This is a genomic window from Leptospira paudalimensis, from assembly GCF_026151345.1.
Lineage (GTDB): Bacteria > Spirochaetota > Leptospiria > Leptospirales > Leptospiraceae > Leptospira_A > Leptospira_A paudalimensis.
In genome coordinates, this window is the sequence record NZ_JAMQPR010000001.1 from 135,747 (window position 1) to 161,124 (window position 25,378).

A 25,378-nucleotide genomic window follows, 5' to 3' on the forward strand; every position below is an offset into this window, starting at 1 on the left:
CTATGCTCATAGAACGTTGTTCTCTATGAGCACCGAAATTTTAACATACTCCCCTCAAAACAAAATCCGCTTTGTGACGGCGGCTTCTCTTTTTGACGGACACGATGCTTCCATTAATATCATGCGTAGGATCCTACAACAAAGTGGAGTCGAAGTGATCCACTTAGGACACAACCGCAGTGTCCAAGAAATTGTCCAATGTGCCATCCAAGAAGATGTCCAAGGAATTGCGATCACCAGTTACCAAGGTGGCCATGTAGAATACTTCCAATACATGATTGATTTGTTAAAAAAAGAAGGGGCTAGCCACATTCGGGTGTTTGGTGGTGGTGGTGGAACCATTTTACCTTCTGAAATTCAGGTTTTACATCAATACGGCGTTGCACATATTTATTCACCTGATGAAGGTCGTACCCTTGGACTTCAAGGTATGATCAATGATGTGGTCAAACAATCTGATTTCCCAACACCGCTATCATTTAACGGTGATTTGGCGTCACACATTCAAAAGAAAAACTATTTAGCATTAGGGCAAGCCATCACACAGATGGAATTTTCTCTTTTACAAGAAAAAACTAAGTATTCAATCAATTTGGAATTTCCACCTGCCAAAAAAACAATTCCTGTCCTTGGGATTACTGGAACAGGTGGAGCTGGAAAATCATCACTAACGGATGAACTCGTTCGTCGTTATCTGGATGATTTTCCAAACCAAACCATTGCAATTTTATCGGTAGACCCTTCCAAACGAAAAACAGGTGGTGCGCTACTTGGTGATCGTATTCGTATGAATTCCATATTTAATGAAAGGGTTTACATGCGTTCGTTTGCCACTAGAGAAGCAAACATTGCCCTAAACCGTAGTGTCAAAGGGGCTATTCAGATTCTTAAGACTGCTGGTTATGATCTCATCATTGTGGAAACAGCAGGAATTGGGCAAAGTGATTCTGAAATCACAGAAGTGGCAGATGTTTCTTTGTATGTGATGACACCAGAATATGGGGCTGCCACTCAATTGGAAAAAATTGATATGATCGATTATGCAGATGTGATTGCGATCAATAAATTTGACAAACGTGGTGCACTTGATGCATTACGAGATGTAAAAAAACAATACCAACGTTCCCGCAATTTATTCAATGATTCCGTTGATAGTATGCCAGTGTTTGGAACGATTGCATCGCAATTCCAAGATGCTGGTACGGATGAATTGTATGCCCATTTGATGGGGGTAGTCATTCAAAAATCAAAATTAGATTGGAAATCAAAATACCAAAAAAACCAAGTTGGAAGAGAAGCATCTGTTGTTTTACCTCCTGACCGTGTTCGTTACTTAACAGAAATCAAAGAAGAAATTGATCGAAATGCGGAATGGATCAAAAAAGAATCTGACCTTGCACGTTCCGCCTACCAACTGAAAGGTGCCATAACATTACTTTCCAAAAAAGGAAAATCAGTTGTAGATTTGGAATCTGAATACCAAACAACTTGGAATTCCTTATCTGTGGATTCGAGGAATATCATAGAAACTTGGTCAGAAAAAATTGAATCCTTTCGTAAGGAACAATATTCATACTTTGTCCGTGGCAAAGAAATCAAAGTTGATAATTATACTGTATCATTGAGCCATTTGAAAATTCCAAAAATTGCCACTCCAAGATTTGTGGATTGGGGTGATATTTTAGAATGGTCTTACCAAGAAAACTTTCCAGGATTTTTCCCATATACGGCAGGAGTGTATCCATACAAACGAAGTGGAGAAGATCCAACGCGTATGTTTGCAGGCGAAGGTGGACCAGAACGAACCAATCGAAGGTTCCATTATTTGAGCTCTGGTATGCCCGCCAAACGTCTGTCAACTGCATTTGATTCGGTGACATTGTATGGAGAGGATCCAGACATTCGACCTGATATTTATGGAAAAATTGGAAACTCTGGTGTTAATGTCGCTACGTTAGACGATGCAAAAAAACTTTATTCAGGATTTGATCTTTGTGATCCTTCTACATCTGTGTCCATGACAATCAACGGACCTGCACCAATGGTCCTTGCTTTTTTTCTCAATGCAGCCATTGACCAGGCATGTGAAAAGTACATTCGTGCGGAAGGAAAAACAGAAGAGGTTAAATCCAAAATCAAATCCATATTTGATTCAAAAGGATTACCGGTTCCCAAGTTTGATGGAAACTTACCAGAAACAAATAATGGTTTGGGATTACTCTTACTTGGAGTTACGGGAGATGAAGTCCTTCCAAAAGATACATATGAGAAATTAAAAAAAGATGCCCTTTCCCAAGTAAGAGGAACTGTCCAAGCAGATATCCTCAAGGAAGACCAAGCCCAAAATACTTGTATCTTTTCGACAGAATTTGCGTTAAAGATGATGGGAGATATCCAATACCATTTTATACAAAACCAAGTTCGAAATTTTTATTCCGTTTCCATCAGTGGTTACCACATAGCAGAAGCAGGTGCCAATCCTATCACACAGGTTGCATTTACTTTAGCAAATGGATTTACTTATGTGGAATATTATCTTAGCCGTGGGATGGACATCAATGACTTTGCTCCGAACTTGTCCTTCTTTTTTTCCAATGGAATTGATCCTGAGTATTCAGTGATTGGACGTGTGGCAAGACGGATTTGGGCGAAAGCTATGAAGTTCAAATACAGAGCCAATGAACGTTCACAGATGTTAAAGTATCACATCCAAACATCAGGTAGGTCTTTACACTCTCAAGAGATTGACTTTAATGACATTAGAACCACATTGCAAGCATTATATGCTATTTATGATAATTGTAATTCTCTCCATACCAATGCTTATGATGAGGCAATTACAACTCCTACGGAAGAATCGGTACGACGAGCAGTTGCCATCCAACTGATCATCAATCGTGAGTTAGGTCTTGCTAAAAATGAAAATCCATTACAAGGTGCTTTCATCATTGAAGAACTTACCAACTTGGTAGAAGAGGCAATTCTCACCGAATTCAATCGATTGACAGAACGTGGGGGAGTGCTCGGTGCAATGGAAAGAATGTACCAAAGGAATAAAATCCAAGAAGAGTCCCTCCACTATGAAACTTTAAAACACACTGGTGAATATCCAATTATCGGAGTGAATACTTTCCTCAATCGAAATGGTTCCCCAACAGTGATTCCTGGGGAAGTGATCCGTTCGACAGATGAGGAGAAACAACAACAAATTGGCAATTTGAAGGCATTTCAAAAAGCAAATGTTGGCAAAACGGAATCCGCGATCACAAAATTAAAACAAGTAGCTCGTGCCAAAGAAAATATCTTTCAAGAGTTACTAGAAACAGTGAAAGTGGCGTCTTTAGGGCAGATCTCACATGCGTTGTATGAAGTGGGAGGTCAGTACCGCCGCAATATGTAAAAGGATGGGGTAGAAAAAATCTACCCTTGGTAATGTTATGATTTCCTGGGATTTGATTAAAAAACACAAATTGGGAATTCCTCTCTTATGGGACATCACAATGGTGTTTGTTGTCCTGGGAAATTTGGCTCTTATCATATTTGATTTGAGTTATCTGAGCTTAAGGCCATTTTATTTTCATAAATTCCCAGAAATCCTTTCCATGTATGACAAACCCATTTTAGGGATAGAACCACATCGAACCACAACAGCTTACACTGATTTGGTGGATGATCTAAAATACCTAACTCAATTGCGAGATGATGAGTTTCGAGAAAACCAAAGAAAAAACACACGAGAAGAAATTTATAAAGTCTTAACAACTCTTAAAACACAAGTTGCTAATGAGAAATTTGATTCTCTTTATGTTGGATTTGAAGCGGCAATCCAAATCGAAGACATTCAATTACGACGAAAGAGAGTAGAGGAGATACTTTTCCAATTGAATGACTTCTTTAGTGTTATGGAAGAGACAGACGAAATCACAACTTTAAGTGAACTTTCTGAAAAATATGCTTTTATCAATCGGTTAAGTATTGAGACAAATGAATCAAAAGAGATTTTGTCTATTATCCAAAAAATGGACAAACGAATGTTAGAGATTGTGGAAAACAATCCATTTGCTATGTCTGGCCAAACACAATTTTTATTGGATATCCAAACAAAGATCAAAAATGAATACCAACCACATAAAACAAAAGCACGAGATTTAAAACTAAGACAAGAATTAGACCCAATTTTAAATCGGGATCGAATTCCATCCACGGTTGTTGCTTTTGCATGGTTTTGGAGAGACCAAAATCGATCATTGGAACAAAAAATTGAGTTTTTTAATGTAAACTTTCAAGAATACTTTGCCTTAAATTATTACCGAGCAATTTCTTCTGATGGAACGCCTGTTAATAACTATTTACTGTTAGATGCTCCATTTTTATTTTTCTTTTTAGCAGAGTTTATACTCAGTTGGTTGTTAGCCATCAAAAACAAAACATACATTGCTTGGTTTTTATATCCTATTTACCATTGGTATGACGTTTTGGGACTCATTCCAATTGTAGAATTTCGTTTTTTCCGTTTGGTTCGTGTCTATAAAATCTATTTAATGTTACAAACCAATCAATTCACCAAAATATTAGGAAATGATTTGATTAGTAAAACATTACGTTATTATTCAAATATCATTAAAGAAGAGATTTCCGATATTGTTACCATTCAAATTTTAACAGAAACACAAAACGAAGTTCGCTCAGGAAATTCTCTTGATCAATTGGTAAATGCCATCGACCAAAACCGAACAGAGTTAAAAAAAGTAGCATTAAAAAATATAGCACAATCAGCACAGAATCCAAATTTACAAGCGTTGGTTCAGAATTTAGTAACGGAAATATCAGAAAGAGTATCAGCCAATATGAAACCCATTTCTTTACTTCCAAAAGAAATGCAAGCAAACCTAACCAAACAAATTAGTTTGACCATTTATTCTGCGATTTCACAAGCTACAGTTGCAATGGCAACTGATCCATCAGGTCGAAAATCCATAGAGAACCTAATTGATTATTTGATTGATGAGATGATCCTTGTTGCACAAGACCCAGATATGGTAAAACTCAATACAAACATTTCTGTTGCTCTAATTGAAAATATGAAAAAATCTATTGGCGAGAAAAAATGGCTTAAATCAGAGATTGGAAATAGTTAATTCAGTTTTACAATTTTAGAACTGGAACATTTCTTCCATTTTTCGAACAGCGTTTCCATTAAAAAAAATGTCTTGTTTTCTTTCGGAAACAAGATGGAATCTATCCACTTTGGTGTTTCTGGTAAAGATATTTCTATCCTTGGCCTTCTGGTCAATTGTAGGAGGAGAAATCATGGCGAATCCAAATCCAGTGGAGACAAAAAATCAAATTGAATCTACGGATGAAAATTCGAATCCGACTGCTCAATCAACAAAACTGAAACATAAAAAAGTGAATACGAAAACCAATTCGAATTTATCTTCCTCTCGGCCTTCTAAAAAAGGAAAACGAACTGTAAGGATAAAACAAAATCTAAATCTGAAACAGAAAAACGGATCTAATCAGATTCATTCACTTCATACAAATTTGAAAAACCATAAGGGAAATTGGAAACCGATGGATTTGGTTTGGGAAGAAAGTTCTGGAGCTGTTGCACCCGAATATCGGTATGCAAAACAATTCCACCTGTGGACAGACTCTAAAACAATTCACTTAACTCGAAAAATCGTGAAGAATGGAAATCTGCAATTAGAAGAAACGAAAGAAATACCATCTATCCAATATGAGAAATGGATGAATCGTTTTTTGGAAATGGGAATCTCACAATTCCCTTATGAAGAAATTCCAGAAGAACAAATCACAGGTATCAGCTATAATTTTGTAGAATTTCAACTTGGGTCCACCAAATCAAAGTTTTACTATCGATTAGAAGAAATTCAGCAACCGGAATGGAAACAAAAAAAGAACATTATAAAGTATATAGAAAGGATGAAACCATGAATCTGAAAATAAAATCATTAATACTCGGAGTTGTATTATTCTCATTCCATACAACTTTTGCGGAAGAGTTTGACCCAAGTAGTGTCCGTTCCCCTGGTTGTAAACCTGGAACCTTTTCTTGTGGATACATCCCTAGCCCAAAAGAAGTCCAAGATACAATTCCCCTCAAACGTGATTTTAATTCGTTTGAAGACTTACCAAGTTCAATTGACTTGTCATCCCAAATGCCTCCTGTCGGAAACCAGGGAAGACAAAACAGTTGTGTTGCATGGGCTACTGGTTATGCGATCAAATCATATCTTTTAAAAAATAAAGGCCAAAGCACTGAATATGATCCACCGTTTGCAGGTGGGAAAGGAAACTTTGTGTTTTCTCCCGCATTTATTTATAACCAACAAAATGGGGGAGAAGACAAAGGATTGTACTATTACAAAACGATGGAATTTTTAAAATCCAATGGTGTTGCACCATGGAGTAGCATGCCTTACACAGACAAAGATTATTTGTCACAACCAACACAAGAATCTAAACAAGAAGCGCTTAAATATAAAATAAAATCTTTCTCTCGATTGAATTTCAAAAACCCAGATGAAATCAAGCGCGTATTAGCTGGTAAGAATGTTGTGATGGTTGGTATGATCATCGATGATGCATTTTATAAATTAAAGGGCGCAACTGTTTATGATGTGAATAGTGGCCAAAGTTATGGTGGCCATGCCATGACAATTGTTGGATATGATGATAATAAAAAATCGAAATCGGGTAAAAAAGGTGCATTTAAATTACAAAACTCATGGGGAACAAACTGGGGTGATAATGGATTTGGATGGGTATCTTATTCGATGTTAGCCAAAGTTGGGCAAGAAACATATGCGATTATAGATGAACCAACACCACAGAATACACCTACACCAATTGTAAGTGTCAATCCCGCCAAAAAACCTATTTTAGCTCCGACTGAAATTAAAGTTTCTAAAGGTGACTTTGATAATAAAATTCTCCTGACTTGGAAACACCAAGAATCTGCAGTTGCTTACTTAATTCAAAGAAAGGAAGAATCTGATTTTTATGACTTAGCATATTCAGACAAACCAAGTTTTATCGACGTATCCGTTTCACCAAACTCTACTTATGCGTATCGAATTTTAGCTATTGGAGCTGAAGATGTTTCAGTTGCATCATTAGAAGTAGAAGGATTTACATCGTCGGAACCATCACAAGATGGAAATTTGACACAAGTTGTTGGACTTAGTGGAGTTGTTTTTTCGAATGGAAACTCAACAAGTGTCCAATTGGCTTGGTCTGAAATTGATGGTGTTACGAACTATACAATTGCTAAATCAGATTCGACATTTAAATGGAAAACCATTGGGACAAGTAAATCACCAGATTATGTGGATAACTCTCCGAAATCAGGAGAAGTGAATTATTACCGTGTCAATGCTGTCATCAGCTCCAAACAATCATCAGATTGGAGTGATTCCATTGCTGTTGAAGTAGCAAACCAGTCTTTATTACCAAACCAAGTAAGTAAGTTATCTGCATCAAACGGAGATTATGCAAATAAAATTCAGTTGAATTGGAAAGCTGCTCCTGGTGCAAAAAATTATTTTTTATTCCGATTTGATGAGAATGCAGAACCTTCAGGCCAATTCGAAGTATCTGGAACTTCTTATACAGATTCAGATACATCCATTCAAAACGGAAAAACATTTCTATATACAGTGATTTCCGCAAATGACTTAGGTTATGCGGAGCCTAGTGAAGTTGCCTTTGGAAAAACGGATCCTGGTTTAACAAAACGTGCAGGTGGTGTGACACTTCCCGCTCCAAAACAATTGATTACAAACCCAGTTGGAAAAGATAAAATGGTAAGTTTGAAATGGGATTCTGTTAAGGATAGTTTCGAATATTATATCTATCGAAAACCAATTCAAAATGGTAAACCCGGCAAATTGGAATTTGTATCAAGTGTGGATTCAAAAAAGACAAGTTTTTCAGAAATGTTTCCTGGAAAATCCGGAGAACTTTTTTTATACACTGTACGTTCCAAATCAGAGTTTGGTGCTGAATCCAAAGATTCTAATTTTGTTTCGGTTTTTTGGAATGAACCAAAATCCGTTGTAAAAAAGAGGACAATGTCTCTTGAAGAATTGCCAAATCAATTTACGGGAAAATGGACTTCTATGTATTGGAATCCAAAATTAGGTCCACAAAACTTACAGATGGAAATCACAGGTAACGGACAAGATTTTGTCGCAAAATTAAAGTTAAATGATAGGGAAATCAAACAATTTTCTGGATCTTGGACGCCTGGGAGTAAAATGATCAAAACAAAAGGATTTAGTTTAGAACTTTCCAATGTATTGGAAGGCAATTCGTTAGTTCAGTTCCAATCCATTAAAGAAATTGAAAATGGAATGGAACTGAGTTTCGAAAAAGAAAATTAATCGAGTCAATTCCCTTCAGAAAAGGGAATTGTGAATTTTGTTTTTAAATGCTTTGCAAATACAGCCAAAGTGCTTTTAGCTCTGTATCTGTTAATTTGGCTAAACTTTGCCAAGGCATTGGAAACTTGATCTCTGATCCATCTGGACGTTTTCCTGTTCGGATGGATTCAATAAAACTAACCTCTGTATAATGAGAAAGTCCTGCTTTCGTAATGTTTTGTGCTGGTGGCCATTCAGGAGGAGCTCCTTGGATTGGACCACCGACTAACTTCATTCCATGGCATCCAGTGCAAGTAGCAGCAACATACTTACCATATTCTAGCGATACTGTAGGTTTTAAATTTTCAAGATGATTTGTTTCATGATTGATTTGTTCTGCTGAGACTAATACGGGAATTTCTCCGATGACAAATAAAAATCTGCCAAGTGGTCCTGGTTTGATCTCTCCTTGTTCTTTGTCCACTGGAGCGGAAGATCGAAGATAAGAAATTAATTTCCCAACATCTTCATTTGTCATTCCATGAAAATCAGTGGATGGCATGAAGATTAGTGCACGTCCATTTTTTCCAACACCATGGCGAATGGCGACAGCCAATTCTTCATCTGTTCGATCGTTTAAAATTCCGCCTTTACCAGCTGTTAGGTTTGCACCTGAAATTGTTCCAATTGCGGGGTCATCGATAAAAGTTTTTCCACTACCATTGACGTCATGGCAATCACCACAACCTCTAGACTGGTAAAGGCGTTTGCCTTCTAGAATGTCTAGGTTGGAAACAAATTTAGGAACAGGAGTAGGTTTTACGGAGTATGTTTTTCCCATTCGGTTGTAGCTGATGAGATAAACAGCAGTAACAAAAACGGAAAGGACTAGGATCACCGTTACGAAAAAGATAAGGAGTATTCGAGAAATTTTTTTCATAAGTGGAGGAATTGGATCGTAGTGGGGGAATTGGTCAAGTGGGATTTTGGGGGGAAGTTGTGAATCTGGTCTCCCCGCCCTGATCAATGGGTGGGGTTATCCACCCGCCACCCATTGACGCCAACCTACCATCAAAACCTTTTTGATGCCAGTTTTCTACATATCGCCAAAAAAAATAACTAACAAATGTTCATGTTAGGAGTTCGTTGTGTTCGTTTTTAGATGGGGGTATTGTCTGCGACAACGAGATGGTTGTATTTGTCTGGTTGGTCTGTCTTTAAGTAGTATTCTAAGATGGTTTCTACATCGGCTTCTGATTTCATGTTAAACCACTTGCCTTCAGGGTATGAGACTTGGATCGGACCTAGTTCACAACGATCGAGACATCCCGATTTTTGTACACGAAACTTATATTGAATTCCAGCTTTGGCTGCCTTTTGTTTTAATAATTTGAGAAGTTCAATGGAACCTTGGTTTCCACATGACACCCGTTCGCCGGGTGCCCTCTGGTTTTCACAAACAAAGATATGTTTTTCGTAAAACATAAATAATTTAGTCCTTAGGAAACGACGTAATTTTCCATCGGTATGCAGGAACAAACTAAGTTTCGATCACCGTATACATTGTCCACACGTCCTACACTCGGCCAAAATTTCCGTGTACGAAGCCAAGGAAGAGGATACGCTGCCCGTTCCCTTGGATAGGCATGATTCCAAGCATCGCTAATCACCATGTCAGCAGTGTGAGGAGAGTTTTTGAGAGGGTTATCTTCTTTGGATAAAACACCAGACTCGATATCTTTGATTTCCTTTGCAATTGATAACATGGAATCAATGAATCGGTCCAACTCTTCTTTAGATTCTGACTCAGTTGGTTCTACCATGAGAGTTCCTGGAACAGGGAATGACATGGTAGGAGAGTGAAATCCATAGTCGATCAATCGTTTGGCGATATCTTCCACTTCGATTCCACTCGTTTTTTTGAATCCGCGCATATCCAAAATACACTCATGTGCCACAAGACCTTTGTTTCCTCGGTACAATACTGGGAATGCAGATTCTAATTTTTTGGCGATGTAGTTGGCATTGAGGATGGCAATTTTTGTCGCAAATCGTAGACCTTCAAAACCTAACATCGCAATGTACGCCCATGAGATCACGATGATAGAAGCAGATCCCCATGGAGCTGCAGACACCGCCCACTGGCTGTTATTCGATCCATTTTCGACAAGACTATGCCCTGGTAAAAAAGGAGCTAAGTGTTCAGCAACACCAATCGGACCAACTCCAGGACCACCACCACCATGTGGGATACAAAATGTCTTATGTAAGTTCAAATGGCATACATCGGCACCAATATCACCAGGTCGTGTTAATCCTACCTGTGCGTTCATATTGGCACCATCCATATAAACTTGCCCACCATTGTCGTGGATGGTTTGGCAAATTTCTTTGATGGAAGCTTCGAATACACCATGTGTAGACGGATAGGTTACCATTAGGGCACCTAACTTGTCTTTGTATTCAATTGCTTTTTTCTTTAGGTCTTCTACATCAATGTTCCCATTGAGATCACAATTCACAGGTACCACTTTGAATCCTGCCATTACTGCAGAGGCAGGATTTGTACCGTGAGCAGAAATTGGGATAAGACAGATATCTCTGTGCATGTCATTGCGGCTTTGGTGGAAGTTACGAATGGCAAGTAAACCAGCGTATTCTCCTTGGGATCCAGCGTTTGGTTGGAGTGATACTTCCGCAAATCCTGTGATTTCACATAACCATTTTTCCAATTGGCTAAAAAGAGTTCGGTATCCTTCTGTTTGGTTTTCGGGAACAAAGGGATGGATGTTCGATAGTTCTGGCCAAGTGACTGGATACATCTCTGTTGATGCATTCAGTTTCATTGTGCAAGAACCAAGTGCAATCATTGAAGTGGTTAAGGATAAATCCTTTGCTTCCAATCTACGGATGTAACGTAACATCTCTGTTTCCGTATGGTAACTATTAAAAACTGGATGAGTTAAGTAAGACGATTTTCTTTCCAGTAGTTCAGGAATTTTCCATTCTTCTTTTGTCGTTAAGTCTTCTAATGGAAAATGAAGGGCTTTGTTTTCGTTAAAGACTTCAAGTAAATCTTTGATGTCTTTTATGTTTGTTGTTTCATCTAAAGAAATGCTAACGACGTGACCAGAAACTTGTCGAATGTTGATTTCTCTTTCTTCTGCATAGTGGATAATTTCTGCTGATGAGATTTTAGAAAGTTCTACTCGAATGGTATCAAAGTAAGGCTGTGAGATGATTTTGTATCCTAACTTTTCAAGTCCAGTAGCAAGAATGGTTGTCATTCTATGAACACGAGATGCAATTTGTTTGAGTCCTTTTGGACCATGATACACTGCATACATCGATGATAAAACCGCTAGTAAAACTTGCGCTGTACAAATGTTAGATGTCGCTTTGTCTCGGCGAATGTGTTGTTCCCGTGTTTGTAAACTAAGTCGGTAACCTGGTTTCCCTTGTGAATCTTTGGAAACACCAATGAGGCGTCCTGGCATATTTCGTTTGTATTCTTCTTTCGTTGCAAAGTAACCAGCATGAGGACCACCAAAACCAAGTGGCAATCCAAAACGTTGCGTAGTTCCGACAACCACGTCTGCATTCATTTCGCCTGGTGATTTTAAAATGGTGAGTGCGAGTAGATCAGCCGCCACAACTGTTTTGGCACCTACTTTGTGTAGGCTTTCAATGAATTCGCTAAAATCATAAATGGTTCCATCAGTAGATGGGTATTGGACAATCGCTCCAAAAAAATCATTGGAAGGAACCATTTTCTTAAACGAGCCCACAACAATGTTGATTCCAAGTGGAATGGCACGAGTGCGGATCACATCTAAGGTTTGTGGGTGAACCGATTGCGAAACAAAGAAAGATTTTCCTTGGTTGTCTTCTTTTAAAGAATACAACATATTCATTGCTTCTGCCGCAGCTGTTCCCTCATCAAGGAGAGATGCATTGGCAATTTCCATCCCTGTTAGATCTGTGATCATCGTTTGGAAGTTGATGAGTGCTTCCATCCTTCCTTGCGCAATCTCTGCTTGGTACGGAGTGTACGCAGTGTACCAACCTGGATTTTCTAAAATGTTTCTTTGGATCACTGGTGGAGTGATACAAGAATAGTATCCAAGTCCCAAATAGGATCTGTAGATTTTGTTTTTGGAAACAATCTTCTTTAAATCTTTTTGGAGAGCATATTCTCCAATTGGTTTTGGTAAATCGAGTTCTTTACGTAACCGAATGTTTTCGGGTACGGCATCACTAATCAGATCATCCAATTCCTTATAACCAATGATAGAAAGCATTTCAGAAACAGTTTCTTCTGTCACACCAACATGACGTCGTAAGAATGTGTCACTTGGTTCTAATGTTTCTTCGTAAGGGGAATGGATGGGCGATGAAGGTTTTACGGAACTCACTTGAAAATAACTCCTATTAATCCAATTTGGAAACGTATTCTTTGTATTGAGCGGCGGAGAGTAGGCCTCCTAGCTCCGATGTTTGGATGTTTTTTAATTTTACCATCCAAGTATCAAAAGGTTCAGCATTCACAGATTGTGGATTGGAACCAAGAGACGCGTTGGTTTCCACCACCTCACCAGAGATAGGGGAATATAAATCTTCTGCTGCTTTTACAGACTCGATCGTTCCTAAACTATCTTTTGCTTTGATTTGTTTTCCAGGTTTTGGAAGGTCGATGAAAACAATGTCACCTAATGCATTTTGTGCGAAGTCAGTGATTCCAACAAGAGCTACATCACCCTCTACCTTCACCCATTCATGTTTTTCTGTATAATAATAACCGTCTTTTGCTTGTGTGTCTGCCATGGTTTTTTTCCTTACATCTTTGGTTTAGCGATTGTTTCGGACACTGCCTTGGATGAAGGCACCAGTCTCTACTTTAGCCAATTTCTTCTGCCCACGAATCTCCACAAATACTTCCGTTTGGTTTTTTGTGAATTCGGTCTGAAGATAAGCAAGTCCTAGGGATTCCTTCCGGCTTGGGGAGTGGGTTCCTGAGGTTGATTTGCCAATTTCTTTCCCTTCCGCGGAAAAAATGGGAAAATTTTCGCGTAAAACTCCTGGTTCCATCAATCGGATCCCCACAACTTTTGCTTTTGGGCCATTTTTTTTATCTGCGATGATCCGTTCATACCCAAGGTAAGGTTTAGATTTTTCTTTTACGATGAAATTGATTCCAGATTCTACTGGTGTCCACTCTGCGTTCAATTCATGTCCATACAAAGGATACTTGGCTTCTAAACGAAGTGTATCACGTGCACCAAGACCAACGGGAACAAGTCCCAAGTTTTTTCCAGCATCTAATAATTCTTTCCAAAGACTGACACCCAATTGGTTAGATGTATAAATTTCAAATCCATCTTCTCCCGTATAACCGGTGCGAGACACGATGATTGTCTCTCCTTTCCAATTCATTTCTGTAAAATGATAATAAAGGATGGAAGATAAATCTTTTCCTAAGTAGTTTGCAAAAATTTCATCTGCTTTTGGGCCTTGTAAGGCAATTTGGTGCCAATTTTTACTATCATCAACTACAGTTACGTTTCCTTTTACATATTTAAGTAAATGTTTGGTAACGGCTTCATAATTGGATGCATTGGAACAAATCATATATTTTGAATCATTGAATTTATAAACAGTGATATCATCAACTAGCCCACCATTCTCATTCACAACTGCATTGTATTGCACTTGGCCATCTTTCATGGAAGAAATGAGATTACATGTGACAGATTCTAAAAATTCCAAAACATCTTTGGCATCTCCGGTGACAAAAATTTCACCCATATGGGACACATCAAAGAGACCTGCGTTCGATCTAGTTGTTAGATGTTCTTGGATGATCCCTGTATACTGAACAGGCATATCCCATCCGCCAAAAGGAACCATCTTGGCTCCCATTTCTTTATGAATTGAGTGTAAGGGTGTTTGTTTTAGTTCCACGGTATTCTCTTATGTAGACTCTTATACCATAGAAAAATGGTTTCATGGTACTGGAATTGAATTTTTTTTAACTCATTATGCATAGAGAAGCCTACCGCATCGAAAAAACTGGATCCATCCGCAACTTACAAAGAAAAAAAGAACTCTTACCTCCTCCTGAAGGAGATGAAGTCACAATCGAAGTGAAAGCGATTGGACTAAACTTTGCGGATGTTTTTTCTGTTTATGGTTTGTACTCAGCAACTCCAAAAGAAAGTTTTGTTCCAGGATTAGAATTTTCAGGAAAAATCATCAAAATAGGCCCAAATGTTAAGGATTTTGAGGTTGGCGACCTTGTTTTTGGTGTGACTCGCTTTGGTGCATATACAACTCATCTCAACATTTCAGAAAAAACAATTTTTGCACTTCCAAAGGATTGGAGTATGCAAGATGGAGCATCATTTGCAGTGCAAGCACTCACTGCATACTATGCACTTGTTCCACTCGCACAAGTAAAAGAAGGAGATCATGTATTAGTTCATAGTGCTGCAGGTGGTGTTGGTATCATGGCAGGTCATATCATTCAGAAAAAAAAAGCAATTGCGATTGGACTTGTAGGTGATTCTCGTAAGTTTTCGATCCTAAAAGAGGTTGGTTATGAAAAATTTCTCGTTCGATCTCCTAATTTTAAAGTTGAAATGAAAAAAATTCTAGATGGAGCACCATTAAAAATCGTTTTAGAATGTTTAGGTGGTCGTTATTTTCAGGACAGTTATGATCTTTTAGCACCAATGGGAAGACTTGTAACGTATGGAAGTGCAAACTTCACACCTTCAAAATCATTCATCAATTGGTTTTCAATCGTGTCTTCATACCTCACAAGACCAAAAATTGATCCATTATCAATGATTTCAGACAATAAATCGGTGATGGGATTCAATTTAATATGGTTGTGGAATGAAATTGATGATCTTCGAAAACATTTTTCGGATTTAATGATGCATTCTTTACCAAAACAAACGATTGGGCATGAGTTTACGTTCGATTCTTTGCATGATGCACTCCGTACAATGCAATCAGGTCAAACAATTGGTAAGATTGTTATCAATGTTCCGTAGAATGAGTATTAGCCTGTTTTTTTATTTTGAATAAAAATTCATGCAAAAAATAAAATTTCTTTACATTTAAAATGATATGATTTAATTATGTCGTATCAATTCACTCTCTGTTTGCCAAGGACAGCCGTGTTTTGAAATCAAAAGATAAGGACGATCACAATGGTTGCTAAAAAGAAAGCCGCAAAAAAGAAAGCCGCTAAGAAAAAAGCTGCAAAGAAAAAATCTAAGAAATAACTTAGATTCGATTCTTCCTTCGAAACTATCGAAGTAAGATTGTGTGAACCCGCAAAACCTGCGGGTTTTTTCATTTATAAGGGTATCAATGGGAAAAATTTACGCAATTGCCCGTGTAAAACCCCTTCTCGTCATTAAAAATCCTGATTTTTTTTCCGAATTTGATCTTTCAATGCCAATGAATTGAAAATGATCCTTCTTATTGATCGAATCAAAGAGTGCTTTCATCAGTGATTCAATGTTAGGATGGATCACATTCTTATAACTTTTTCTCGAATGATCCTTTCCCCATATTTCTAAATGGTCATTGTCAGGCATTTTAAGGATGAGAGAAGGCAAATCATAACGTTTGATGAGCACATTGCAGACTTCTTCGAATCCATACTCTGTGATGGAGTTAAAATCAAAAAAAACAAGTAAGTAGAGGATGTTGGTTGGTTCTAATCTGCCATTTTCATCGGAAATTTTTTGGATTCCATCTAGAACTACGTAACGAAGATTCTTTGATTGGATCCATAATTTTTGGTCTTCGTGGCGTTTTAGATTCACTTCTTCTGAAAACCGTTTCTGGAATACGGTAGAGAGGAAAAATCCTGCGGAATCTTGTCTTTCTTCGAGGATTCTTTCTAAAGAAAAGGGTTCAAACTCTAAATTGAAATACTTTGTATACGTCTCTGCCATATCATATTGAGTAACGGACAGATTTTAGAGTTTGATTCGGATTTTTTTTAAAAATTAGAACTAGAATTCTAACATTCGCCTTTCGGAATCATGAAAAAAAGTATAACCTTCTTTTTTCCAAGTCTCCCAAAACTTTTGTGATCCTTCTCTCATAAAACAAATTCGTTCTTCAGTTGATATTGGAGTTAAAAAAAGAAAGTTTGCACGTTTTCCATTCTCAGTGATGAGTCCGTTCAGTTTTGGCAACACTTCATTCGAACCTTGGTCGAGTTCATCTGTGATATTTCTAAACACAAACCAATTGAAATCCAAATACAATTGATCAGGATCTTTGCGTGGATTTTGAATCGTATGCGAGTGACCAAACCAAATGCCTGTATTCCAAGGAAACTTCACCATCTCACCTAAAACATGTTGGATCCATGTTTCTGATTTATCTGGAGAATCTTTTAAGAGTTGGATGGCAAATACAAGTTCTATACGTGAAAAGTTTTCATAGTCTTTGTGATAGAGTTCAATACTTGGTTGGTTTTGTACACTCATCCCAATCGTTGAAAAAATTTTAATCCCAGGAAATTCTTTCGGTAAAAAGGAAGCAATTCCAAGTGATGGATACTTTCCTCCATCTGCAGACCAATAGGTCTCGTGTTTTCCAAGTTTGGATTCTAAAAACTCCAATCTTAGTTTTTGTGCTTTTTTCCAATGGTCTTTCTCAGCAACAGATTCCCAGTATTTACGATTCCCTTTTACACGTTCTGCAATCACACCATTGTTCGGATCACCGAGTGGAGACGCAGTGGGTGCTTCTTCTTTCGCAAACTTCGAATAACCATGAATGCCTTTAATCCCAGACCAAGAGGGAAGATACGCTTGTAATTCTTCATCAACAAATAAGGCGACTGCATCTCCTTCTTCTGACCAAATAAAATGGATTTGGTCTTCCGATAGAGTAGACTGCGCTTTTGGATCAGTGATTTCTGATTGAGTTAAGACTGGAGCAAGTCCCAAATCAAAATCTTCTTCTTTTCTCGCATCAGGTGCATCGATTAAGTTACGAACCCAAAGTGTTTTCATCGGCCACTCTGGATTGTTATGTGATTGTAAGTATAAATAAATGGTTCTTCCATCATCTTCTAGGAAGGCAGTGAATGAACCGTAAGGATTTGCTTCTTGGTATAAAACTTTTGGGGTGATGGGATTCATTAAAATTTGTGTGGTACCACTTTCTCTTTAAATTTTGCGAGTAGTTTGGAAATGGTTTCATCCATTCCAGTTTCAAAGTAAATATCAGGATAATACCCGGAAGCATTCCTTAGACCAATGAGTTCTGGTTCGTTCCATTGGCGGTATCCTTTTAAAGAATTCCAAACCTCTGCGGAAGGTGTGGTGTTTTCTTTTTTGGCATCGATGAAAGCTTGTATTGTTCGCGTAGGGGTCATACTATCGTATAGATTCTAATGGATCGAAGGGAATCCAACTAAAATTTTCGACAAAAAGGGATGAAATTTAAGTGATTTCTAGTATGTTGTTCAAGGGCAATCGCAAACTCATTTTCCATATTCTGAAAAAACCTTAGGCATATGAATTTATTCCAACAAAATCCAACAACCAATCTTCTGCCTTTTGACGGAACTTTGTTGTACATCCCAGATTTTTTAGATTCAGAAACGAGCCATAAATTTTTTGAGACCTTTCAAAATTCGATCGAGTGGAAACAAGATGAAGCGATCTTGTATGGCAAACACATCATCACGAAAAGGAGTGTTGCTTGGTATGCGGAAAATGGATTTTCGTATCGGTATTCGGGAACAACCAAAACAGCCATCCCTTGGACAAAAGAACTTCTCAGTTTAAAAGAGAAAGTTGAAACAAAAACAAATGAAACATTCAATTCTTGCCTCTTAAATTTATACCATGATGGATCGGAGGGAATGGCGTGGCATAGTGATGATGAAACTTCTCTCAAACAAAATTCAACGATTGCTTCTGTGAGTTTGGGTATAGAGCGTATTTTTAGATTCAAACATAAGAAAAAAAATACTCTTGTGGAATTGAGATTGGAACCAGGAAGTTTACTGCTAATGAAAGATGAAATCCAAGGCCATTGGCTTCATTCTTTACCAAAAACTCTCAAGATCAAACGGCCTAGGATCAATTTGACCTTTCGCCAATTTGGGATTGTTTAGAAGTTTAAATATCCTTGTTTGGATAATAATTCTTTGTAATCATCATCCGATTTCTGATTCCATTGGAGTAATGTTTTAAAAGGATCTCCACTTAAACCCAATAATTCACAAAAAACATGTTCTGTTTTTTTACCACTTTCTTTTAAGTGAAGAATATTTTCGCGAAAAGAATGGTTTGCAAGGTTTAAAAATCTTTGTTCTACCATCATATGAATCCATGCATACTGTTCAGTTGGTTCAATTGACTGTGCAAATATTTCGTAATTAAATTTAGGAGTGGAGAATCGACAAATCAGTGTTACCCGAAGGGAGATTGTTTTTTCGGAAAAGGAATAATTGGGCAAATTTCGAAACTTTGCATAACAGATTTTTTGTAAATGAGAAGGAACATTGAATTTCGCCAAAATATCAACATCACTGGTCTTTGTATCAATTCCGATGGGGATTGTCCCAGCAAGAGTAGGTTTAAAACCAATTAAGTTTTTTAGAATTTTCCATTTCTCTAAATCTTCCCACAATTCTTGTTGTCTGGGATTTCCCATCTGCAAGTAGTCAGGTAACAAAAACGGATTGGTTTCTAACGATTGCATATTATGTCTCATGTGTCCGTTACCGGCCCCCACCCTAATTGGGTGGTGGAGGTGGGCTTGTGGGTGAAATTTCCTGCCCGAACTCCTACCATAAAATCTAACGCTTGTCTCTTGGGAATTCAAACTTACCTAAAATTTTCAAGAAAACTTCGCAGTTTCACCAATCCTCAACCAAGTATGTTACACGTTGAAAGGTTACAACAAACCAGCTGTTTCCATTTGGTTGACATGGTCAATAATTGTATCTTTTAGCGAACGATAGGTGAGTCCTAAATCCGATTTGCTATATTCATTACTTAAGTTTAAAGGTTGCCCAATATTATTTTTGGTATAACCCCAAGATAAACCAAAAAATGGACCAATGAGATAAACGAGTGCTTTTGGAAGAGTACCAGTTGGAACAGAATATTTGTTTCCAAAATTTTCCTTAATGATTTTTGCAAAACCTAACATAGGCAATACTTCGGCAGAAGTGATATGCCTTCCTTTCGCATTAGGATTAAAGCCTGCTAAGATATGAGCTTTTGCAACATCTCTTACATCCACAAATCCCATTTTTGTATCGGGAACACCCGTACGAAAAATTCCTTTTAACATGTTTCGCATAAACTCAACACTAGTTCCATCCAAACGTTTGGAAACTGATGGGCCCATCACAAAGGAAGGATTGATGACTACTAAATCCCAACGAGATTGTTTCTTTTGAATTTCCCATGCTTCTTTTTCAGCTAATGTTTTGGAATAAGCATATGGTTGGTGAGTCAAACTACTTGTTGTATTCCAATGATCTTCCGTAAATGTTTGGTTAGGAACTAACAAAGAATCTATATTGTCTCCATGAATGGCGGCAACACTCGAAGTCAAAACAACTCGTTTGACAGATGGAATTCGATTACATGATTCCAGAACATTCCTTGTCCCTTGTAAGGCTGGGTCAATTAATTGTTTTTTTGCATCTTTGACTCCTGCCACAAAAAAAGGTGATGCAGTATGGATGACCAACTCTGCACCTTCGATCGCTTTATCAAAACTACCTTCCAACATTAAATCAGCTTCAGTCAGGGTTAGATTGTCTTTGAACTTTTCTTTTAATTCCAATAAATGTTGAATTTTAGAAGTATCTTTTAAACTTCGAATTGTAGTTTTAACTTTCTTTCCATCTTCTAACAAATATTTAACGATCCAGGAAGCAATGTATCCTGAACCTCCAGTGACAACAACGGGCTTTTCTGCATTGATCGATTTCATATTATGATTTAGACTCAATTCATTCCTTTTCCGAATGTAAATCGAATGGGATCATACAAAACAAAAATTGCTTTTGTTTGTTTTTGTTTGGCGAGACCCGGTGGGTCCGGGCTTTTCCGGAGTCCGCGTTCGCTCCCGTTTCACTTTTCCACCAAGTGGCAAAGTGAAACCAAGTCCTCCAAATCCCTCTCGCTTGCAAATCAAAGTTAAATGGTAGACTTGCGCCCCGGATCGCAGCGGAAATCCTTTGTGAAACAAAGATTGCAGCGTAGAGCCGGAAATGGCGCCCCAAAAAAATATTCGACATGAAATAAATTTCATTTAGAGTAATTAGAAATTTCTAGTTATAGGTTACCTATGAATCGAATGATCCAACACAACTTTTTCATTATTTGTTCACTGATTTTCTTCCAATGTTTAGGGAGCAGGAGACCTATTGTTTCCAATTATGTGGATCCTCAAGGTAGTTCAAGAGATGTGAGTGTTGGCAAAAAATATATGGTTGCCACTGGAAATCCGATAGCGACAAAAGCGGCTATCAAAGTTTTAGAAGAGGGTGGTAATGCAGTGGATGCTGCTGTTGCGGCCTTACTAGTGTTAAATGTAACAAATGGTGAAGCCGCTAGTTTTCCATCAGTTGCACCAACATTGGTTTACGATAAAAAATCGGGACAAGTAAAAAGTTATATAGGAGCAGGAACAGCTCCCAAAAAAGCAACGATTCAGTGGTTTAAAGAGAAAGGTTATGAGGTGATGCCAAAAAATTCTATTTTGTCGCAATTGTTACCTGCATCACCGGATGTCATTGTACGTTTGTTACAGGATCATGGAACCAAATCGTTTTCTGAATTAGTGGAACCAGCAATCCAAACGGCAGAAGAGGGTTTCCCTGCAAACAAAATCCTTGTGAAGAATTTAGATTTACCTTTGTATAAAAGATTGGGTTTCACAATTTTAATGCCATATAATTCCGAAGTGTATTTAGAAAAAAAATGGTGGTATTCCATTCGTGAAGGTGAACTAACAAAACGAAGTGATTTAGCTAGTACATGGAAGTTGATGGCAAATGAAGAGAAGTTAGCACTTAAAAAAGGAAATTCCAGAAAACAAGCATTAGAAGCTGTAAGAAATTATTTTTATAAAGGTCCAATATCCGATGTGATTGTCAAACTTCACGAAGAAAAGGGTGGTCTGTTTACGAAAGAAGATCTCACAAATTATTCTGGAGGATGGGAAAAACCAGTTGTAGGTGAGTTCCGTGATTACCAAATTTTAGCAAACCAAACTTGGACACAAGGTCCAGTTGTTCCTATGGTTTTGCAAATGTTAGATGGTATCGATTTAAAATCAATGGGTCATAATTCTCCTGAATACATTCACACAGTCTCACAAGCCATTGAACTTGCAATAGCCGACCGTGAAACATATTTTGGGGATCCAAAGTATTTTGATGTTCCATTGGATGGTTTGTTATCAAAACAGTATGCAAAAATACGACGTTTACTTTTCCAAAAATCTGCATTTGGTAAAACTCCTCCATTTGGAAATCCTTGGTTGTATTCCAAACAAAAACCAAACTCTAAAACAATTCCATCTAACAATGAAGAGAATCATTCTGTAAGTGAAATTAAATATGGGAAAGATACTACATATATCAGTATCGTTGACTCATTTGGAAATGCAGTTTCCTTAACTCCAAGTGATTTTCCTCAGTCACCAATGGTTCCTGGAACGGGTCTTACACTTGGCATTCGTATGACTCAATTTCGTTTGGACCCAAATCATCCATCATCTCTTGTCCCTGGCAAACGGCCTCGAATTACACCTAACCCAGGTATGGTTTTAAAGAATGGAAAGTTATGGATGAGTTTTGGAACACCAGGTGGTGATGTACAAAGCCAAGCGATGATTCAGTTTTTTTTAAACATAGTTGTGTTTGGGATGGACCCTCAAAAAGCAGTAGAAGCTCCAAGGTTTCGTTCTGTAAATTGGCCCGATAGTTTTTCTCCACATGTTTATAGACCTGGAGGAATTGAATTGGAATCATCTTTGTACCAATCTGTTTCCGATGCATTGAAGGAAAAAGGGTATAAGGTTTATGAAAAAGGTCATTTTGATAATGATTTTGGTGCCGTTTGTGCTGTGTTAAATGATACTAAAAACAATAGATTATTGGGTGTAGCTGATCCGAGAGAAGAATCTTGGGCTGAAGGCAAGTAAGGGAAATACAAATGAGGCCAATGAATCAACTAACAACGAAAATTCTTTTCCTAGGAATTTGTTTATTTTTGTTTGTAAAATGTAGTTTTCAGGCTTCTGGGAACTTAAGTTTTTATGAATCATTTTTTCCTCATGAAAATTCAAATACAATTATTGGAAAAGGGAAAATTCGGGCCACTTTCTTAGGTACTTCATCGATCCTATTAGATGATGGTGAAACACAAATATTGACGGATGGTTTTTTTTCGAGACCTTCTTTGTGGCAAACTGCCTTTTCTAAAATTGAATCTAATCCTCATCTCATCAAATCAGTTTTAGAAAAAGCAAAGATCTACCGATTAAAAGGAGTTTTTGTTTGCCATTCTCATTATGATCATGTCATGGATGCACCCTATGTTGCTAAGTTCACCAATGCAAAGTTATATGGCTCCAGTTCCACGATTAATGTTGGAATTGGTGCTGGTTTAAATCAGGAAAATATGGAAAAATTCCAATTGGGAAAACCAATCAAACTAGGAAAATTTTCCATTACTGTTTTAGAATCAAAACACACTCCTCCTTTTAAGATTTTTGGAAAAACAAATGCCACTGATCCAAATTTTCCTGATATCACTTCACCTCTTTCCCAACCATTGAAAGCAATGGAATACATAGAAGGAGGAACATTTGATTTTCTCATCGAACATGGGAAACACAGAATCGTGATCAAAAGTAGCACTAATTACCTAGCTGGAGCTTATGATCGAATCAATGCAGACGTACTGTTCTTAGGCATAGCGCAGTTGTCATTACAACCGATAACCTTTCAAGAATCTTATTATAATGAAACGGTACAAAAATTAAAACCTAGTCTGGTCATACCCATCCATTGGGATAATTTTTTCTTACCTTTGGCAAAACCATTGGAGCCTAATTTAAAATTAGGTGATGATTTTGATTCGAATATGAATATTTTATTACAAAGGACAACCAAGGATCAAATCCAAGTTCAGTTATTGCAAGGTTTTGAATCCATTGATTTGTTTTAAAGGAATGGATTTGCGATTTTTTCTATATACCCTTATGGGTATATAGTCTAATGTTTAGGAGGGAGAATATGTCAGAAACCTATCCCAAAAGTTTTGAAACCTTACTCCAAACTCATGAGAAACCAATCCTTGTGGATTTTTGGGCACCTTGGTGTGGACCATGTAAGATGGTGGCTCCAGAACTTGAAAAACTTGCCAAAGATTGGAAAGGGAAAGTTTCCATCATTAAAGTGAATACGGATGAAAAACAAGAGATTGCAAACAGATATGGAATTTCTGGAATCCCGACATTCATTTTATTTAAGAATGGAAAAGAAGTTCATCGTATTTCTGGTGCTATGCGAAGTGAGGAGTTTAAAAAAGTCTTTGGTGGTTTCATTTAGCGAATCTTTTTTTACTTGAATCAAACAAAAGAGAATCAGAAACTTTGTTTCTGCTGAGGTAATCCTTCTTGAAGAAAGTAATTTTTACTCTTTTGTCATTTGTTATCTTAATTTGTAAAAACAGTCCAATCGAAACTTCGATTGTCATTGAACGGATCCAAGCTGCGTCATCTGCAGATGGAACAAATCCAATCAATGTTTTCATTCCAGGGAAACTTTGGAAACCGGAGACAAGTTTGGATGGGATTACTATCTTTTTTTCCAATGGTGCCAAATGGAACCAAGCAGGAAAAACCGATGGTCGTGCTTACTTCAATGAAATCTCCATTGAATGCCAAGAGAAAAAAGGATATGTTTCTCTTTACAAAGATGGAAGTTACGCTACTAATTTTGATTGTTCGAAAGAAACTCCTCTAAAAATCAAATCCAATGGAATTCATGTCATTTATCTTTTGCCCGATGGAGCAAATGGAATCAAAACTGTTTCTTTTTTTAAAAATGGAAAAAAACTCGATGTTGTATACCCAGAACCAATAGAAGGACAAGTTACAGCAAGTAGTACGCTTCCGAATTATCCCGCCTATGGTATGTTTGATGGAAGTATCGATTTTGCATGGGTGGAAGGTGTAAAAACGGATGGAGTTGGTGAATCCTTCCAAGTAGAACTCGAGAAACAAATTGATTTAGCTGGAATCGAAATCTTTAACGGTTACCAAAGATTAGATGCACTTTTTTATAAGAATGGATCTGTAACGGAATTACTTGTTTCAAATGGGACTGATTCTTTTACGCTTCCGATCGCTGACAAACAAGGTGGGCAAAGGATATTTTTTCCTAAAATTCTTTCTGGCAAAACTTTCACATTTACCATTCAAAAGGTAAGGACAGGAAAAACTTGGAAAGACACGGTCATTGCTGAGATCATTTTCTTAGGTGAAAATGGAAAACGTTTCACTGTGATGGACCAAAATGCAAATCAATTCAAAGATGAAATCTTGAAAAAATCAAAAAACACAATTTTGGCAGGCATTGTCAACAAAGCTTACTTTGCAGATATACCAGAAGGCAGAATGGATTATGTATTTAGATCAAATGGTTCATTTGTGATTTGGTTAGATGATTTAAAAGAGAAACGTGTGTTAGATGGAAATTGGGTTTTTTTGGAGGCGAATGCCACTGAAGCCAAAATCAAAATTTTTGGCAGGGATCATAAGGTAGTAACCCAAAGTTTGGATGTAAACAGCCCTTATTCAGAAACCACTGAAGAAAAATCGACAGTGATCTTTGGTGATACCCTGCTTGTGAAAAAATCTGGGAATGGCATCCAGATGGTCGGCAAAAAAGTCCAAATTTCGAATTAATA

21 protein-coding genes are annotated in these 25,378 nt (G+C 37.5%); 10 read left to right on the forward strand and 11 right to left on the reverse strand.

The genetic code is table 11. The features are described from left to right. Nucleotides 1-25: 25 nt before the first annotated feature. From ND855_RS00725 to ND855_RS00740, 4 genes are all read left to right on the forward strand, one after another. Entirely contained in the window at nt 26-3,400 is a 3,375-nt protein-coding gene (locus tag ND855_RS00725; RefSeq protein WP_265356747.1) for a methylmalonyl-CoA mutase family protein, read from the forward strand. A gap of 37 nt (nt 3,401-3,437) precedes the next feature. Further along, nucleotides 3,438-5,138 (forward strand): hypothetical protein, encoded by a 1,701-nt coding sequence (locus ND855_RS00730; RefSeq protein ID WP_265356748.1) that lies wholly within the window; start codon nt 3,438-3,440, stop codon nt 5,136-5,138. A 172-nt stretch (nt 5,139-5,310) separates the two neighbouring features. After that, on the forward strand, nt 5,311-5,958 hold the full coding sequence (locus tag ND855_RS00735) for a hypothetical protein (protein ID WP_265356749.1): 648 nt from the start codon (nt 5,311-5,313) through the stop codon (nt 5,956-5,958). After that, on the forward strand, nt 5,955-8,408 hold the full coding sequence (locus tag ND855_RS00740) for a C1 family peptidase (protein ID WP_322113550.1): 2,454 nt from the start codon (nt 5,955-5,957) through the stop codon (nt 8,406-8,408). Before ND855_RS00735 ends, ND855_RS00740 begins: the two co-directional genes overlap by 4 nt. A gap of 43 nt (nt 8,409-8,451) precedes the next feature. Here ND855_RS00740 and ND855_RS00745 read toward each other — a convergent pair whose 3' ends face one another. From ND855_RS00745 to gcvT, 5 genes are all read right to left on the reverse strand, one after another. Next, nucleotides 8,452-9,228, reverse strand: a complete 777-nt coding sequence (locus ND855_RS00745; RefSeq protein ID WP_265359317.1) for a c-type cytochrome — start codon at nt 9,226-9,228, stop codon at nt 8,452-8,454. 317 nt (nt 9,229-9,545) lie between these two features. Next, nucleotides 9,546-9,872 (reverse strand): (2Fe-2S) ferredoxin domain-containing protein, encoded by a 327-nt coding sequence (locus tag ND855_RS00750; protein ID WP_265356751.1) that lies wholly within the window; start codon nt 9,870-9,872, stop codon nt 9,546-9,548. 14 nt (nt 9,873-9,886) lie between these two features. Continuing rightward, a complete protein-coding gene (gene gcvP / locus ND855_RS00755; protein WP_265356752.1) occupies nt 9,887-12,802 on the reverse strand; it encodes an aminomethyl-transferring glycine dehydrogenase in 2,916 nt (971 codons plus the stop codon). A gap of 16 nt (nt 12,803-12,818) precedes the next feature. Beyond that, nucleotides 12,819-13,211, reverse strand: a complete 393-nt coding sequence (gene gcvH / locus ND855_RS00760; protein WP_135619853.1) for a glycine cleavage system protein GcvH — start codon at nt 13,209-13,211, stop codon at nt 12,819-12,821. Nucleotides 13,212-13,235: 24 nt separating this feature from the next. Beyond that, nucleotides 13,236-14,348, reverse strand: a complete 1,113-nt coding sequence (gene gcvT, locus ND855_RS00765) for a glycine cleavage system aminomethyltransferase GcvT (RefSeq protein ID WP_265356753.1) — start codon at nt 14,346-14,348, stop codon at nt 13,236-13,238. A 77-nt stretch (nt 14,349-14,425) separates the two neighbouring features. Here gcvT and ND855_RS00770 point away from each other — a divergent pair, with 77 nt between their 5' ends. Then, the gene (locus ND855_RS00770) at nt 14,426-15,445 is read left to right on the forward strand and encodes a synaptic vesicle VAT-1 family membrane protein (RefSeq protein WP_265356754.1); all 1,020 of its coding nucleotides are present in this window, start codon (nt 14,426-14,428) and stop codon (nt 15,443-15,445) included. A 137-nt stretch (nt 15,446-15,582) separates the two neighbouring features. Here the strand turns inward: ND855_RS00770 and ND855_RS00775 are convergent, their stop codons facing one another. The 4 genes from ND855_RS00775 to ND855_RS00790 are packed head-to-tail and all read right to left on the reverse strand — an operon-like array spanning nt 15,583 to nt 17,799. After that, nucleotides 15,583-15,753 (reverse strand): hypothetical protein, encoded by a 171-nt coding sequence (locus tag ND855_RS00775; protein ID WP_165779507.1) that lies wholly within the window; start codon nt 15,751-15,753, stop codon nt 15,583-15,585. 25 nt (nt 15,754-15,778) lie between these two features. Further along, nucleotides 15,779-16,360 carry a hypothetical protein gene (locus ND855_RS00780; RefSeq protein ID WP_100716866.1) on the reverse strand — a complete coding sequence of 194 codons (582 nt, stop codon included), beginning with the start codon at nt 16,358-16,360 and terminating at the stop codon, nt 15,779-15,781. 60 nt (nt 16,361-16,420) lie between these two features. Then, nucleotides 16,421-17,563, reverse strand: a complete 1,143-nt coding sequence (locus ND855_RS00785) for a suppressor of fused domain protein (protein WP_265356755.1) — start codon at nt 17,561-17,563, stop codon at nt 16,421-16,423. Continuing rightward, on the reverse strand, nt 17,563-17,799 hold the full coding sequence (locus ND855_RS00790; protein WP_265356756.1) for a hypothetical protein: 237 nt from the start codon (nt 17,797-17,799) through the stop codon (nt 17,563-17,565). The genes ND855_RS00785 and ND855_RS00790 overlap by 1 nt, the downstream gene beginning before the upstream one ends. Before the next feature lie 141 nt (nt 17,800-17,940). Here ND855_RS00790 and ND855_RS00795 point away from each other — a divergent pair, with 141 nt between their 5' ends. After that, on the forward strand, nt 17,941-18,546 hold the full coding sequence (locus tag ND855_RS00795) for an alpha-ketoglutarate-dependent dioxygenase AlkB family protein (protein WP_265356757.1): 606 nt from the start codon (nt 17,941-17,943) through the stop codon (nt 18,544-18,546). Here ND855_RS00795 and ND855_RS00800 read toward each other — a convergent pair. Beyond that, complete coding sequence (locus ND855_RS00800; RefSeq protein WP_322113551.1) at nt 18,543-19,136, reverse strand: DUF4269 domain-containing protein; 594 nt, start codon at nt 19,134-19,136, stop codon at nt 18,543-18,545. The two genes, ND855_RS00795 and ND855_RS00800, sit on opposite strands and share 4 nt — an antisense overlap. A 195-nt stretch (nt 19,137-19,331) precedes the next feature. Next, nucleotides 19,332-20,384 (reverse strand): SDR family oxidoreductase, encoded by a 1,053-nt coding sequence (locus tag ND855_RS00805; protein ID WP_265359318.1) that lies wholly within the window; start codon nt 20,382-20,384, stop codon nt 19,332-19,334. Nucleotides 20,385-20,741: 357 nt separating this feature from the next. On the opposite strand from ND855_RS00805, the gene ND855_RS00810 reads away from it, so the two are divergent. The 4 genes from ND855_RS00810 to ND855_RS00825 all read left to right on the forward strand — a co-directional run bounded on the left by ND855_RS00810 (nt 20,742) and on the right by ND855_RS00825 (nt 25,376). Next, nucleotides 20,742-22,604, forward strand: coding sequence for a gamma-glutamyltransferase family protein (locus tag ND855_RS00810; protein WP_265356759.1), 1,863 nt, complete (start codon nt 20,742-20,744; stop codon nt 22,602-22,604). Nucleotides 22,605-22,624: 20 nt separating this feature from the next. Next, nucleotides 22,625-23,632: an MBL fold metallo-hydrolase gene (locus tag ND855_RS00815; RefSeq protein WP_265356760.1), complete on the forward strand. Its 1,008-nt coding sequence runs from the start codon at nt 22,625-22,627 to the stop codon at nt 23,630-23,632. Nucleotides 23,633-23,700: 68 nt separating this feature from the next. Next, on the forward strand, nt 23,701-24,015 hold the full coding sequence (trxA, locus tag ND855_RS00820) for a thioredoxin (protein WP_100716857.1): 315 nt from the start codon (nt 23,701-23,703) through the stop codon (nt 24,013-24,015). A gap of 68 nt (nt 24,016-24,083) precedes the next feature. Then, entirely contained in the window at nt 24,084-25,376 is a 1,293-nt protein-coding gene (locus ND855_RS00825) for a discoidin domain-containing protein (protein WP_265356761.1), read from the forward strand. Nucleotides 25,377-25,378 lie beyond the last annotated feature (2 nt).

What these genes read in the sequence shown, in the direction of transcription:
- ND855_RS00725 (WP_265356747.1), top strand. Translation starts at nt 26, where the DNA reads ATGAGCACCGAAATTTTAACATACTCCCCTCAAAACAAAATCCGCTTT.
- ND855_RS00730 (WP_265356748.1), top strand. Translation starts at nt 3,438, where the DNA reads ATGATTTCCTGGGATTTGATTAAAAAACACAAATTGGGAATTCCTCTC.
- ND855_RS00735 (WP_265356749.1), top strand. Translation starts at nt 5,311, where the DNA reads ATGGCGAATCCAAATCCAGTGGAGACAAAAAATCAAATTGAATCTACG.
- ND855_RS00740 (WP_322113550.1), top strand. Translation starts at nt 5,955, where the DNA reads ATGAATCTGAAAATAAAATCATTAATACTCGGAGTTGTATTATTCTCA.
- ND855_RS00745 (WP_265359317.1), bottom strand. Translation starts at nt 9,228, where the DNA reads ATGGGAAAAACATACTCCGTAAAACCTACTCCTGTTCCTAAATTTGTT.
- ND855_RS00750 (WP_265356751.1), bottom strand. Translation starts at nt 9,872, where the DNA reads ATGTTTTACGAAAAACATATCTTTGTTTGTGAAAACCAGAGGGCACCC.
- gcvH (WP_135619853.1), bottom strand. Translation starts at nt 13,211, where the DNA reads ATGGCAGACACACAAGCAAAAGACGGTTATTATTATACAGAAAAACAT.
- ND855_RS00770 (WP_265356754.1), top strand. Translation starts at nt 14,426, where the DNA reads ATGCATAGAGAAGCCTACCGCATCGAAAAAACTGGATCCATCCGCAAC.
- ND855_RS00775 (WP_165779507.1), bottom strand. Translation starts at nt 15,753, where the DNA reads ATGAAAAAACCCGCAGGTTTTGCGGGTTCACACAATCTTACTTCGATA.
- ND855_RS00780 (WP_100716866.1), bottom strand. Translation starts at nt 16,360, where the DNA reads ATGGCAGAGACGTATACAAAGTATTTCAATTTAGAGTTTGAACCCTTT.
- ND855_RS00785 (WP_265356755.1), bottom strand. Translation starts at nt 17,563, where the DNA reads ATGAATCCCATCACCCCAAAAGTTTTATACCAAGAAGCAAATCCTTAC.
- ND855_RS00790 (WP_265356756.1), bottom strand. Translation starts at nt 17,799, where the DNA reads ATGACCCCTACGCGAACAATACAAGCTTTCATCGATGCCAAAAAAGAA.
- ND855_RS00795 (WP_265356757.1), top strand. Translation starts at nt 17,941, where the DNA reads ATGAATTTATTCCAACAAAATCCAACAACCAATCTTCTGCCTTTTGAC.
- ND855_RS00800 (WP_322113551.1), bottom strand. Translation starts at nt 19,136, where the DNA reads ATGCAATCGTTAGAAACCAATCCGTTTTTGTTACCTGACTACTTGCAG.
- ND855_RS00805 (WP_265359318.1), bottom strand. Translation starts at nt 20,384, where the DNA reads ATGAAATCGATCAATGCAGAAAAGCCCGTTGTTGTCACTGGAGGTTCA.
- ND855_RS00810 (WP_265356759.1), top strand. Translation starts at nt 20,742, where the DNA reads ATGAATCGAATGATCCAACACAACTTTTTCATTATTTGTTCACTGATT.
- ND855_RS00815 (WP_265356760.1), top strand. Translation starts at nt 22,625, where the DNA reads ATGAATCAACTAACAACGAAAATTCTTTTCCTAGGAATTTGTTTATTT.
- trxA (WP_100716857.1), top strand. Translation starts at nt 23,701, where the DNA reads ATGTCAGAAACCTATCCCAAAAGTTTTGAAACCTTACTCCAAACTCAT.